The sequence below is a fragment of the bacterium genome (genome assembly GCA_035703895.1).
GTDB lineage: Bacteria > Sysuimicrobiota > Sysuimicrobiia > Sysuimicrobiales > Segetimicrobiaceae > Segetimicrobium.
Window position 1 is genome coordinate 1 of sequence record DASSXJ010000315.1, and the last position, 12,284, is coordinate 12,284.

At 68.2% G+C, this 12,284-nt stretch carries 13 protein-coding genes and 1 other RNA gene; 2 read left to right on the forward strand and 12 right to left on the reverse strand.

The annotated features are described in order from the left end of the window. Positions 1–813, forward strand: an 813-nt coding sequence (locus VFP86_20685) for an HAD-IA family hydrolase (GenBank protein HET9002065.1), incomplete at its 5' end; no start/stop codon positions are given. 1 nt (position 814) lies between these two features. Here the strand turns inward: VFP86_20685 and VFP86_20690 are convergent. The 10 genes from VFP86_20690 to zwf all read right to left on the reverse strand — a co-directional run bounded on the left by VFP86_20690 (position 815) and on the right by zwf (position 9,959). Next, on the reverse strand, positions 815–1,444 hold the full coding sequence (locus VFP86_20690; GenBank protein ID HET9002066.1) for a hypothetical protein: 630 nt from the start codon (positions 1,442–1,444) through the stop codon (positions 815–817). Then, the gene (locus VFP86_20695) at positions 1,407–2,288 is read right to left on the reverse strand and encodes a ParA family protein (protein HET9002067.1); all 882 of its coding nucleotides are present in this window, start codon (positions 2,286–2,288) and stop codon (positions 1,407–1,409) included. The genes VFP86_20690 and VFP86_20695 overlap by 38 nt, the downstream gene beginning before the upstream one ends. A 92-nt stretch (positions 2,289–2,380) precedes the next feature. Next, positions 2,381–3,736 carry a CCA tRNA nucleotidyltransferase gene (locus VFP86_20700; protein ID HET9002068.1) on the reverse strand — a complete coding sequence of 452 codons (1,356 nt, stop codon included), beginning with the start codon at positions 3,734–3,736 and terminating at the stop codon, positions 2,381–2,383. After that, positions 3,711–4,520: a SigB/SigF/SigG family RNA polymerase sigma factor gene (locus tag VFP86_20705; GenBank protein HET9002069.1), complete on the reverse strand. Its 810-nt coding sequence runs from the start codon at positions 4,518–4,520 to the stop codon at positions 3,711–3,713. Before VFP86_20705 ends, VFP86_20700 begins: the two co-directional genes overlap by 26 nt. Beyond that, entirely contained in the window at positions 4,520–4,948 is a 429-nt protein-coding gene (locus VFP86_20710) for an ATP-binding protein (protein HET9002070.1), read from the reverse strand. The genes VFP86_20705 and VFP86_20710 overlap by 1 nt, the downstream gene beginning before the upstream one ends. A 1-nt stretch (position 4,949) precedes the next feature. Then, complete coding sequence (locus tag VFP86_20715) at positions 4,950–5,342, reverse strand: YtxH domain-containing protein (protein HET9002071.1); 393 nt, start codon at positions 5,340–5,342, stop codon at positions 4,950–4,952. Between the two features lie 51 nt (positions 5,343–5,393). Continuing rightward, positions 5,394–5,783, reverse strand: a complete 390-nt coding sequence (locus tag VFP86_20720; protein HET9002072.1) for a hypothetical protein — start codon at positions 5,781–5,783, stop codon at positions 5,394–5,396. Positions 5,784–5,882: 99 nt separating this feature from the next. Continuing rightward, on the reverse strand, positions 5,883–7,004 hold the full coding sequence (mnmA, locus tag VFP86_20725) for a tRNA 2-thiouridine(34) synthase MnmA (GenBank protein HET9002073.1): 1,122 nt from the start codon (positions 7,002–7,004) through the stop codon (positions 5,883–5,885). A gap of 7 nt (positions 7,005–7,011) precedes the next feature. Then, positions 7,012–8,358, reverse strand: a complete 1,347-nt coding sequence (locus tag VFP86_20730; protein ID HET9002074.1) for a replication-associated recombination protein A — start codon at positions 8,356–8,358, stop codon at positions 7,012–7,014. Positions 8,359–8,420: 62 nt separating this feature from the next. Then, on the reverse strand, positions 8,421–9,959 hold the full coding sequence (gene zwf, locus VFP86_20735) for a glucose-6-phosphate dehydrogenase (protein ID HET9002075.1): 1,539 nt from the start codon (positions 9,957–9,959) through the stop codon (positions 8,421–8,423). Between the two features lie 175 nt (positions 9,960–10,134). Here zwf and VFP86_20740 point away from each other — a divergent pair, with 175 nt between their 5' ends. Beyond that, the gene (locus VFP86_20740) at positions 10,135–10,923 is read left to right on the forward strand and encodes a hypothetical protein (GenBank protein ID HET9002076.1); all 789 of its coding nucleotides are present in this window, start codon (positions 10,135–10,137) and stop codon (positions 10,921–10,923) included. Between the two features lies 1 nt (position 10,924). Here the strand turns inward: VFP86_20740 and ssrS are convergent. Both ssrS and aspS read right to left on the reverse strand, forming a co-directional pair. Beyond that, a non-coding RNA gene (gene ssrS, locus VFP86_20745) (6S RNA) lies at positions 10,925–11,130 on the reverse strand. A 20-nt stretch (positions 11,131–11,150) separates the two neighbouring features. Continuing rightward, positions 11,151–12,284: aspartate--tRNA ligase (aspS, locus tag VFP86_20750; GenBank protein HET9002077.1), on the reverse strand; the 1,134-nt coding region annotated here is incomplete at its 5' end.

A 12,284-nucleotide genomic window follows, 5' to 3' on the forward strand; every position in this document is an offset into this window, starting at 1 on the left:
ACGTGCCCGCCGATCGCCTCGATCGTGGTGACCGTCATGCGTGTCGTGCCTCCTTACGCGTCCCGTCCGGAGCGGCCAGAGGGGGCTACGCCGGATGCGAATCCTTCTCCTTGTGCCTTGCGGGCCGGGCGCCGCCCGCCGTACAATGCGCGTATGGCTGCGCCGGGATGCACCGCGCTGATCTTCGACATGGACAACACCCTGATCGGCTCCCACATCGACTTCCCCGCCATCCGGCGGTCGCTGATCGCCCTGCTGCGCGCCGCGGCCGCCACGGGCGCCTCCGACGACCTCCTGATGCGCCGTGCCATTGCGCATCTCGTCGCCCTCGGCGCGGCGCATGACCGCCTTCACGGGACGACCTTGACGGGGCGGATGTGGGAGATCATCGAGGCCCACGAGACCGATGGGCTTCAACACGCCCTCCCCCTCGACGGTGCCGGGGAGGTCCTGGCCGCACTGCGTGCGCGGGAGTTCCGTCTCGCCGTCCTCACCAACAATGGCCGCGCGAGCGCGCTGGATGCGCTGCGGGCCGCCGCCCTCCTCGATCAGGTGGACGTCATCGTGGCCCGCGACGACGTCCGCGCGCTCAAGCCGGCCGGCGATGGCGTCGCCGAGGCGGTCCGCCGTCTTGGCGCCGTCGAGCGGATCTATGTGATCGGGGACTCCTGGATCGACGGCGCCGCCGCGGCCGCCTGCGGCGCGCGGTTCATCGCCTACCGGCGCCCCCTGGAAGAACTGCGCGACCGCGGGGTACACCCGTGGCGCACGATTGCCCACCTCGCGGACCTGCTCGCGATCGACCTCGCCTGATCTACCAGAAGTGCTTGAATTTCCTCGCGAAGCGGCGTTCGAGGGCTTCCTTGTGGAGATGATAGACGGGGCACTCCCGCGTGATGCAGACCTGCAGGGCGCCGTTGCAGAAGGCTTCGGGTATTCGCCAGCACTCGTGGTTGAGGAAGTAGGCGAAGCACACGCCCTTGCGCGCGTGGACCTGCTCCGCGCGCACCCCGTTCGAGCCGATCTCGGCGCCCGCCCGGGGGCGCAACCGCCTGCGGGCCAGACTCCGAGGGCGTCGCCGAGGCTTGACCGGAGGAGGGGCCGGGGACGGCGCGATCTCGGCGTGCTCCACGACCGGCGCCGGAGGCGGCATCGGGGGGTCCTCGGCCACCGGACTGATCGGGGGTGGCGCGGCGACGGCTCCGCGGGTCTCGGTCTGTGCATCGACGCTGGGAGGTGGCGGCGGGTCGAGGTGTACTCGATCGGAGAGAGCCTGCGGCGGCTCGATCGGCGTGATTGCGGGGGGCGCCAGCGTCTGGGACGCCTCTGAGGCGTTGCCGTCCGCCGGTACGGCCTCCCGGCCTTCGAGGTCGGCGAGCTCGCGCGAAGTGTCTTCGATGAACGACCTAAGTCCGCGCCGCAGCGCTTCCTGCTTTTTGTTCAAGCGCCATGACCTCCTTGGCGAGGCTCATGTACTCCTGCGCCCCGCGAGAGGCGCGCATGTGGACAAAGACAGGCACGCCGGCCATGCTCGACTCCACCAGCTTGATATTGAAGTGGATCGCGCTCTGAAAGACCTTGTCGCCGAAATAGTCTCGAATTCCCTGGATGATCTCCTTGCTGATGCTCGTCCGGGCATCGTACATCGTGGGAACCACGCCGGCGATCTCGATCTGATGGCCGACCTCTTCCCTCACGACCTTGAGGGTCCGCAGCAGCTGTCGCATCCCCAAGAGCGCGTAGTAATGCGTCTGGATCGGAATAATAATCTCCTCGCAGGCCACGAGCGCGTTGAGCGTCAGGAGGCCGAGCGATGGCGGAGTATCGATGATGATGTAGTCGTACCGATCGCGGACCGGCAGGATCTTCTTGCGGAGCGAGTTCTCCCGTCCAATCCGGGCGGAGAGCTCGAGTTCCGCCGCCGCCAGATCGATCGATGCGGGAGCGATATCCAGATTTGGGACGTTGGACGCGACGATCACGCTCTGGAGGTCTGTTGCCGTCTCCCCCTCGAACGGCTCGTCGATCAGCACCTGATACACCGTCCGGGCGAGTCGCCCGGGATCGACGCCGAGGCTCACGGTCGCGTTGGCCTGGGGATCGAGATCGAGGAGGAGCACGCGGCGCTTACTGACGGCGAGGCAGGCGGCGAGGTTGACCGCCGTGGTGGTCTTCCCGCAACCGCCCTTTTGGTTGACCAGGGCGATCAGGCGTGCCGTGGGTCTCGGTTCTCCTTCCACGGCTCTCCTCTCCACGACGAACCCGTTCGGCACGTGCACGCGCACCATGGCGAACGGGGGTGCCTGCGATCTCGATGATAGTTCGGCTCTCGGCGCAAAATCTCCTCTCCCGTCACACGGCGCCGGGACGTGCGGGGGGGTCACGCCGGCGGCGAGCTCCCGGATCCGCGGTCTGGCGCCGCCTCGCGCGACGACGCGACCAGGGCGCGCGCGGCCGCCAACGCCTCCTCTCGCGTCCGAATCGCTCCGTCGAGCCGGGCGTTCTCGACCGCGCGCAGGATCCGCCCGACGGCGGGGCCGGGGGTGAGCCCCAACGCCAACACGTCCGCGCCCGTGATGAGCGGTGGCGGGACCGGCGGTTCGCCGGCCAGTCGTTCCAGGAACGCCCGCACCCACTCATACGTGGAGAGGTCCCCGTGGCTGGCCGCGGAGTCCGCGCGGTGCAGCTCGAGGAGCTCGGGAAACTCGGATGCGGCGAGGAGGCGTCGGAGCCTGGCCTCGCGCATCTGCGTCACATCTTTAAACACCATGTGCTGCCCGACCAGCGCAACCACACGGTCGGTGTCGCGCCGCGCGAACCGCAACCGCTCCATCACCGTACGCGCAATCGCCGCCCCCACCTCGTCGTGACGCGAGAACCTGATCCGGTCGTCGGCGTCCTCGAAGGTCGCGGGCTTGCCCACGTCGTGCAGGAGGGTCGCCATCGCGAGGGCGACCGAGGGGGCGTGCAGCCGGCCCAGGGCCAGGCGGGTATGCTCGAACACATCACCCTCCGGGTGAAACGCGGGGGGCTGGCGGACGCCGATCTCTGCCGCGACCTCGGGGAGGATCACCGCGAGCAGCTCCGTCTCGCGGAGCAGCCCCAGCGCGCGCGAGGGATTGGGACCGGTGAGCATACGGACCAGTTCCTCGCGGATCCGCTCCGGGCTCACCTCATCGAGACGCGGCGCGAGTCGCCGGGCCGCCTGGATCACCTCCGGCGCAATCTCGAAACCTAGTTCCGCCGCGAGCCGGACGGCCCGCAGCATCCGCAGCCGATCCTCGGCGAACCGGGCCTCGGGGTCTCCGATCGTCCGGATCCTGCGCGCCGCGAGATCCGCCCGGCCGTCGACAAAGTCCAGGATCTCCTTGGTGTGCGGATCGTACAGCAGGCCGTTGATGGTAAAATCCCTGCGCGCGACGTCCTCCCGCGCGGTCGCGTAGCGCACCGAGGCCGGGTGGCGCCCGTCCAGATAGGGCCCTTCGGTTCGGAACGTCGCGACCTCGTACTCGCCGTCATCGAGCAGGACCCGCACCACGCCGAAGGCCGCACCGACATCGATGGTCCGATCGAACAACGCCCGCACCTGTGCGGGCGTCGCGGCGGTGGCGAGGTCATAGTCGGTGGGGTCGCGGCCGAGCAGCATATCACGGACGCAGCCGCCGGCCAGGTACGTCTCGAATCCCGCGGCCCGAAGGCGCTCCGCGATCTCACCCGCGGTCGAGAGGCTTGTCATCTCGACCTGAGGAGGTGCCGGTGATGAGGGCCCGCAGTCGGTCGAGCGCCGCCCGCTGGAGCCGCGAGACGTGCATCTGGGAAACGCCGAGCCGGCGCGCGATCTCGCCCTGCGACAGTTGTGTGGAGTACCTGAGCGTGACGATCTCCCGCTCGCGGTCCGGCAGGTTGCGGAGCGCCCACTCGAGGGTCGTCCGATCCTCCAGTTGTTCGAGGGCGGCATCCTCGCGGCCGAGCGACTCCAAGAGCGCCCCCGTTCGGCCATCCTCCTCGTCCGTCCCGTCGGCGTCGAGAGAGGTCGGGGCGTAGGCGTGCCCGGCGTCGAGCGCCTCGAGTACCACGTCGAATGGGACGCCCGTCTCCTCCGCCATCTCCGCAATCGTGGGCGAGCGGCCGAGGCGTTGGGACAGCGTTTCCACCGATCGCATCAAGACCCGATTCACCTCGCGCAGCCGTCGGGGGACGTGCACCGACCACAACTTGTCCCGAAAGTGCCGGCGGATCTCGCCCACGATCGTAGGCGTGGCGAAGGTCGAAAACTCGAGGCCCCGCGTGAGATCGTACCGATCGACCGCGTTGATCAGGCCGATCTGCGCGACTTGAATAAGATCCTCGAGGGGCTCCCCCCGGTCCGCGAACTTGCTGGCGAGGTAGACTGCGAGTCTCTGATGGGCCAGGATCAGCGCATCGCGCGCCGCCTGGTCTCCCGTCTGCCGGAAACGCTCAAAGAGCTTCCGGATTTCCGTTCTGGAGACCGGACGTCGCCCCGTGCGGCGTACAGGCATCAGCGCTGGCGTCGCTTGACCAGCCGGAGTTCGGCCTTCCCCTGCGGGCTCCTCTGACTCTCCACGTGATCGACCAGACACTGCATGAGGAACACGCCCAGACGGGCTTCGTCAAGCGGCTGTTTCCCTCGGGCGCCCGGCGGAGCCAGCTCCACCCCCGGGCCCCCGGTCTCGATGCGGACCTCGAACGCGTCCGCTTCCAGGGTAAACCGCAGCGTGAGTGGAGTGCCGTTCGTGCCGGCGACGAGGAGCGCGGTGCAGGCCTCGGACACCGCGATCTTGAGATCCTCGATCTCGTCGTACGTGAACGACTGTCTTGCCGCCACCGTGGCCGCCGTGAGCCGGGCGACGCTGACGAACTCCGGCTTGGGCGGGATCGTGACCTCGACGACTTCCGCGGCGCGAGCGGCGCTCCGTCTCGCGGCCACCCTAGCTCTCCGAGCGGTCTGATGTCCCGGGATGATCTTGCGACCACCCCTTCGACGAATCGCGACCTTCCTCATACGCCCGCCGGAGGCGATCGGATTTCTCCTCGATCACCGAACGACCACGTTGCAGGGCATCCTCGGCGGTGCTCCGCGCCCGAGAGGCGAACTCGTCGGCGCCCCCGCGCACGCGCTCAGCCACGTCGCCGGCGGTCGTCCGAACTCGATCGGCCACTCGATCGGCCTGCTCGCGCGCCCGCTCTCCCCATTCTTCACTCTGCCTGCGGATCCGTTCGCGGGTCTTCTCCCCCGCCTCCGGGGCGAACAGCAGCCCGAGGGCCACCCCCAACAAGCTCCCAACGATCAACCCTGACAGAAAGTCGCGCGGCTCGTCCATCGTTGTCCCTCCCTGAGTCATTTGCCTCGCCGCTTGCGTGACGCTGCTTGCTTAACGCCGCCTGCCGTCTCCTGCGGGACGAAACCAGTTGAGACCCTCACGGATTGCAGAGAGCAGGCCGATCGCCGTCGCCATCTGCGGAAGGATCACCCGCCGGGCGGTACTCTGGACGTGCTCCATGGCACTGACCCCCGTTCCCACGGCGGTGGTGATGTGCGTCACCGTCCGGGCGACTTCGCCGAGGATGTCCCGATCGATCTTCGTCAGGATCGACCGGGTGTCGGAGACCAAACCGGGCAGCGAGCGGTGAACCAACATCAGCATCGATTCGACGCGCGCCAGGACGCGCCACAGATACACAAGAAAGACGAGAAACGCGCCCACGGAGATGACGCACGTCGCGGCGATGATGGCGAGGCTGATGTTGGCGACGGTCGACATGGCTTCCCCTCCTATCATCAGTTTTTACCCCTCAATCCTCACCACCAGACCTCGGTGGGAGATCGGGGATCGGGGATCGGGGGCCGATCGATGGTAGGATCACGCCTGCGATAGGACCGCCAGCCCGTCCACGCCGTCTCGGGCCCGGGCCTCCGCGATCACGCCGCCGCCGAGCACGACCTCACCGTCGTAGAACGCCACTGCCTGGCCGGGGGCCGCGGCTCGAGGCCAGGCCTGGAAGCGGACGGCGATCCGTCCGTCTTGGGCCGGCGCGATCACGGCCGGGATGTCCGCCGACGCGTGCCGGATCCTGACCGCGACCTGGCGCGGAGCCGAGAGGCCCGGGACGGCGATCCAGTTGACTTCTTCGGCTTCCAGCTCGGGGCACGCCAGCGCCCCCGCGTCTCCCACGATCAGGGCGTTTCGATCGGGGTCGATCCGGGCGACATACCATGGGGTCCCGCCCCGGACCACGCCCAGGCCGCGCCGTTGCCCCACCGTGTATCGGGCCAGCCCCCGGTGCTGACCCAGGTACTGCCCGTGCAGGTCATAGATCGGACCGGGGCGCAGCGCCCGCGGCTCGAATCGCTCGACCACGGCGGCGTAGTCGCCTCCGGGCACAAAGCAGATCTCCTGGCTGTCCGGCTTGTCGGCGACGCAGAGCCCTGCGCGTCGGGCAATCGCTCGGATCTGCGGCTTCGTGTAGCCGCCGATCGGAAATCTGAGATGGGCGAGCTGACCCTGGAGGAGCCCGGTCAGGACGTATGACTGGTCCTTGCGGGGATCCACGGCGCGGAGCAACCTGAAGCGGCCATCGGGGCCGCGATCGACGCGCGCGTAATGTCCGGTCGCCAACTGATCCATTCCCAGGGCGCGCACCTTTCGGAGCAGGAGATCGAACTTGATCGTCTTGTTGCAGGCGATGCAGGGGTTCGGGGTACGCCCGCGCGCGTACTCCCCCGCGAAATACCCGATCACCTCCCGCTCGAATGTGTCGCGCAGGTTGAGCACATAATGCCGGATCCCGAGGGCGCGCGCCACCGACCGTGCGTCGTCGATCGCGCCGATCCCGCAGCAGCCCTGGCCCTCTTCGGTTTGGGGGACCCAGGTCGGCCACAGGTTCATGGTGAACCCCACGACCTCATGCCCCTCGGCCGCCATCAGGACCGCGGCCACCCCACTGTCCACTCCGCCGCTCATCGCGACGGCGACGTGCGCCATGCGGTCCTCAGTCCCTCCCGAGAAAGGCGTACCGTTTCACGCCTTCCCACCACGAGCGGAGCCGCTGCCGTACCTCCCCTTCGTACCCCGCGGCGGTCGGCTCGTAGTAGGTCCGGTCCTTGACGTTCTCCGGCACGTACTGCTGCGCCACGAACCCGCCGGGATGATCGTGCGGATACGCATAGCCGGCGCCGCGCCCGAGCCGTCGCGCCCCGGGGTACGATGCGTCGCGCAGGTGCTGGGGCACCGGGTGCGCTTGTTCGCGTTCTACGTCCTGCCACGCTCGGGAGATCGCCGTCACCGTGGCGTTGCTCTTCGGAGCGGTCGCGAGGTAGATCGCCGCCTCCGCCATGGGAATCCGCGCCTCGGGGAGCCCCACGAACTGCACCGCGTGCGCGGCGGCCACGGCGATCAGCAACGCCTGGGGGTCTGCCAGGCCGATGTCCTCGGCCGCGTGGACCACCAGGCGGCGCGCGACGAACTTCGGATCCTCGCCGGCCGCGAGCATCCGCGCGAGCCAGTAGACCGCCGCGTCCGGGTCCGATCCGCGGATGCTTTTAATGAATGCCGAGATCATGTCGTAGTGCGCGTCACCGTCGCGATCGTAGAGCAACGCCCGCCGCTGGCCCGCCTCCTCGGCGATCGCAAGCTGGACGCGGCGTACTCCATCCGCATCCGGCGTGGTCGCCCCGGCGGCGACCTCCAGGATGTTGAGCGCGACCCGGGCGTCGCCGTTGGCCACGCCGGCGATATATCGAGCGGCGTCCGGCGCCAACTCGACTCGATCCGGGCCCAACCCGCGAGGATCCGAGACCGCGCGGGCGAGGATCATCTCGAGGTCGCCGGCAGACAGGGGCTCGAGCGTGAACACCCGAGACCGCGAGACCAGCGTAGAGGTGACCTCGAAGAAGGGGTTCTCCGTGGTCGCGCCGATCAGCGTGACGGTGCCGTCCTCGACATAGGGCAGCAGTGCGTCCTGCTGGATCTTGTTGAAGCGGTGGATCTCGTCGATGAACAAGATCGTCCGCGTCCCATACAAAGCCCGACGATCGTGGGCTTCACCGATCACGCGCCGGAGATCGGCCACCCCCGCCGTCACCGCGTTGAGCGTCTCGACGTGGGCGTGGGTGGCGAGCGCGATCACGTGCGCGATCGATGTCTTGCCCGTGCCCGGCGGCCCGTACAAGATCACGGAGGTGAGCGCGTCGCGCTCGATCGCCTGCCGGAGGAGGCGGTCCGGCCCGAGGAGATGAGACTGCCCCGCGATCTCCTCGAGCGATTGGGGACGCATCCGCGCGGCCAGCGGTGCGCTTCGGTCCGGGGTCGTCTCCCGGCTCCGTTCGAACAATTCCATGCTCACATCATGCGCCCGGCGGCTAGGGGTGTCAAGCAAAGGGGCGCGCCGCGCGCCCTTCGTCACCGATGGTGTTCCGCGTCGCTCTTGGCCTCGAGTGCGGTCGGCAGCATCCACCGGCGGCCGTCGCGCGCGAGGAGTACCTGGGCCGCGTGCGGCCCCCAGCTGCCTGCCGCGTAGTTGGGGAACTCGGGGGCCGGGGAACCTTGCCAGGCTTCGAGGATCGGCATCACGATCTCCCAGGCCGCCTCGACCTGGTCGTCCCGCATGAACAGCGTCGCGTCTCCGCGCATCACGTCCCAGAGCAACGTCTCGTAGGCGTCCGGCGACGAGGTCCGAAACGTCTGGCCGTACGCGAACAGCATGTCCACCGGATCGAGGTGCAGGATCGGCCCGGGATTCTTCGCTTGAAACCGCAGCAGGATGCCCTCATCGGGCTGGATCCGCACGATCAGGCGATTGGGTTGCCAGTGCTCGACGGCCTGGGGAGGAAATGCCTGATGGGGGACGGGCCGGAACTGAATCGAGATCTCCGACACTTTGGCGGGCAGGCGCTTTCCCGTGCGCAGGTAGAAGGGCACATCCTGCCACCTCCAGTTGTCGACGAACAGTTGCACCGCCGCGAAGGTCTCGGTGGCGGAGTCCTTGGCGACGCCCGACTCCGACCGATAGGCCGGGACCGGCTGCCCGTCAATCTCTCCGCTCCCATATTGAGCGCGCACGGCCACATGGGGCGCCTCGGCCGGCTCGATCGGCCGGATCGCCCGCAGCACGTCCACCTTCTTGCTGCGGATCTCGTCCGCGTTCATTCGCAGGGGGGGCTCCATCGCGATGAGACAGAGGACCTGAAGCAGGTGGTTCTGGATCATGTCCCGGAGCGCGCCGGAGTGGTCGTAATACCCTCCCCGCTGCTCGACGCCGACGGTCTCGCCGACCGTGACCTGCACGTGATCGATGTATCGGCGGTTCCAGACAGGTTCGAACAGGGCGTTCGCGAAGCGGAAGGCGAGGATGTTCTGCACCGTCTCCTTGCCGAGGTAGTGGTCGATCCGGTAGATCTGGGACTCCTCGAACGCGGCGCCGAGGGTCCTGTTGAGCGCGCGGGCGGAGGCCAGGTCCTGACCAAACGGCTTCTCGACCACGATCCGCGCCCGCGCGTGGTCTCCGGAAAGGCCGGCCGCGCTGAGTCCTCGGACGATCGTCTCCACCGCCGTGGGGGGCGTGGCGAGGTAAAAGATGTGGTTCGCAGCCGTCGCCCACGGCCGCTCTTGTTTCGCCAGACGGTCAGCCAGAGCGGCGTAGAGGCGTGGGTCGTCCAGGTTCCCCGCCTGGAACGACAGTCCCGATGCAAATGCGTCCCATTGCCCGCTGTCCGCTCGGCCGCGCCGGGAGAACTGGTCGACCCCATCGCGGAGCCGGCGGCGGAACTCGTCATCGCCCATCGACGTCCGCGCGACGCCGACCAGGCTGAACTGAGCCGGAGACCACTTGTCGAGAAACAGATCGTAGAGGGCCGGACCAAGCTTGCGCCACGTCAAATCACCGGTCGCGCCGAAGATCACGAGCACGGTGGGACCCGGCCGCAGGTCGGCTGACGACATCCGCGACGCACTCATCTGGATCAGGATTATACTCCGTGCGGCCCACCCCTCCAACCCCCCGAGAGCTGCGCCCACGCACCGCGCTCGCGCGCGGTCACGATTCGGCTCACGCAGGAAGCCGCCGCACCCAGCCCGGAACTAGTGGCGGATACTTAAGCCCGGAGGACCGAGCCGCATGCCGCTGGAGATCGGATATCACTGGTACATGCTGAACGACTACGATCGCAACGAGGCCTACCGGGACGCGATTTGCCGCACCGCCTCGGGCCGGATCGTGTACGATCTGGGGGCGGGAATGGGGCCGATGTCGTATTACGCGCTCAACGCAGGGGCTCGGCGCGTCTACGGATTCGAGGTCGACCGGCACATCTACCCTTACCTGCGCCGGTTGACCCACGCGTTCCCGAACTTTGTCCCGCTGCGTACCAACGCGCTTCGCGCCGCGCTGCCGCGTGAGCTGCCCCATATCGTCGTGTGCGAGATGTGGTCCGCCTGGTTGACCGACTGGCCGATGGTCCAGGTGCTCAACCGAATTCGCCGCCGGGTCCCGAGGGTGGAGGTGATTCCTGTCCGAGGGCACCACGTCGTGCAGCTCGTCGAGGCGCGCCACCGCTCCGGTCTCCCGGTGCGGTTTGCCCCGGGAACGGAAGCCGCGGTGTTCGGCGAGCCGCACGCGACTGCGGAGATGTCGATCCCGGCCCTCGTCGCCGTCACAGATTTCCGGCGCCACGTGCCGCCGATCGACTCGGTCGTCGAGTTGATCCCGTTGACGACCGGGACCGTGAACGCGGTCCGCCTCTATAGTTACGAGGAGGTCTCCGCAGGGCGGATCCTCCCGCGGACAGGAACCCGCACGGATGAACTCTTGCGATGGATCGGGCCCATCGATGTCCGCCGGGGACGTCGAGTCCGGCTCCGGGTCAGGCACCGGTGGAACACCGCTCTCCGCGTGCGGGTCGAATAGTTTGGCTCCCGCTGTGCCGCCGCCCGCAGTTCCCGAACCTGCCCCTCGCAGGTGGGTGTCCTCCCGAGCGGCTCCAACTAGCCCCTCTCGGCGTCCCCCAAGGGGTGCCAGAGAACTCTGGGGCCGTGTTGTCCCCGTCCGGAGACGGACTCCCTTTGTGTATCTGTTGGCTCGGAACTACAAAGCTTGCGCACACCGCAGGAGCCGTGTCCTATGATAGCATCCGCCTACGGAAGCTTCAACTGAATGTGCGCCTCTTCCAGCGCGTCGGTCTCCACCGGTGAAGGGGCGCCCGTCATCAGGTCCGCCGCGCTCTGGGTCTTCGGAAACGCGATCACCTCTCGAATCGTCTCCTGACCCGCCAAGACCATCACGGCCCGGTCGAGGCCGAGCGCAATCCCTCCGTGCGGAGGCGCCCCATACTGGAACGCTTCCAGGAGGAATCCAAACCGATCCCGGGCCGCCTCGGGGGTGATTCCGAGGAGTCCAAACATCCGCGACTGGAGCTGCCGCTGGTGTATCCGGATGCTCCCTCCCCCCAGCTCGACGCCGTTCAGCACCAGATCGTACGCCTTCGCGCGCACGGCGAGTGGGTCGCCGTCGAGCAGGGGCAGATCCTCGTCCATCGGCGCCGTGAACGGGTGGTGTACAGCGGCGAGCCGGCCGGTCTCTTGACTGCGCTCGAGGAGCGGAAATTCCACGACCCAGAGGAACGCCAGCCGGTCTGTGATGAGCCCCAGGCGGCGGGCGAGGTCCACCCGGATCCGCCCGAGCACTGCGCTGGCCTTGCGGGGCTCATCGGCCACCAGGAGGAGCAGGTCCCCCGCGGCGGCACCGAGTCTCGTTCTGAGCGCCGTGAGATGCGACGGCGTGAGGTAGCGGGCGGCGGGGCCACGCGAGCGGTGTTCCTCGAGGTGCACCGGGATGATCCCCTGAGCGCCTGCCGCCTTCGCGGCGTCCTCCAGTTCCTGCACCTGACGGCGGCTGTAGCCGGCCGCTCCCGGCACACGCACGCCGCGGACGGCGCCCCCTCCGGGCGTGGCGGCGAGCACTCGGGCCACGACTTGGAACTCGGTGTCATGAAAAATATCGGAGCAATCGGCGATCGGCATCTCGAACCGAATGTCCGGCTTATCGCTGCCGTACCGGTCCATGGCTTCGGCGTAGGTGATCCGTGGAAATGGGATCGGGACGTCGATTCCCAGCGCCTCCCGCACGGTCGCGGCCATCATCCGCTCCGTGAGAGCGATGACGTCGTCTGCGCCGACAAACGACATCTCGATGTCGATCTGCGTGAACTCCGGTTGGCGATCCGCCCGGCCGTCCTCGTCCCGAAAACACCGCACGATCTGGAAGTACCG

What these genes read in the sequence shown, in the direction of transcription:
- VFP86_20695 (HET9002067.1), bottom strand. Translation starts at nt 2,288, where the DNA reads ATGGTGCGCGTGCACGTGCCGAACGGGTTCGTCGTGGAGAGGAGAGCC.
- VFP86_20700 (HET9002068.1), bottom strand. Translation starts at nt 3,736, where the DNA reads ATGACAAGCCTCTCGACCGCGGGTGAGATCGCGGAGCGCCTTCGGGCC.
- VFP86_20705 (HET9002069.1), bottom strand. Translation starts at nt 4,520, where the DNA reads ATGCCTGTACGCCGCACGGGGCGACGTCCGGTCTCCAGAACGGAAATC.
- VFP86_20715 (HET9002071.1), bottom strand. Translation starts at nt 5,342, where the DNA reads ATGGACGAGCCGCGCGACTTTCTGTCAGGGTTGATCGTTGGGAGCTTG.
- VFP86_20720 (HET9002072.1), bottom strand. Translation starts at nt 5,783, where the DNA reads ATGTCGACCGTCGCCAACATCAGCCTCGCCATCATCGCCGCGACGTGC.
- mnmA (HET9002073.1), bottom strand. Translation starts at nt 7,004, where the DNA reads ATGGCGCACGTCGCCGTCGCGATGAGCGGCGGAGTGGACAGTGGGGTG.
- VFP86_20730 (HET9002074.1), bottom strand. Translation starts at nt 8,358, where the DNA reads ATGGAATTGTTCGAACGGAGCCGGGAGACGACCCCGGACCGAAGCGCA.
- zwf (HET9002075.1), bottom strand. Translation starts at nt 9,959, where the DNA reads ATGTCGTCAGCCGACCTGCGGCCGGGTCCCACCGTGCTCGTGATCTTC.
- VFP86_20740 (HET9002076.1), top strand. Translation starts at nt 10,135, where the DNA reads ATGCCGCTGGAGATCGGATATCACTGGTACATGCTGAACGACTACGAT.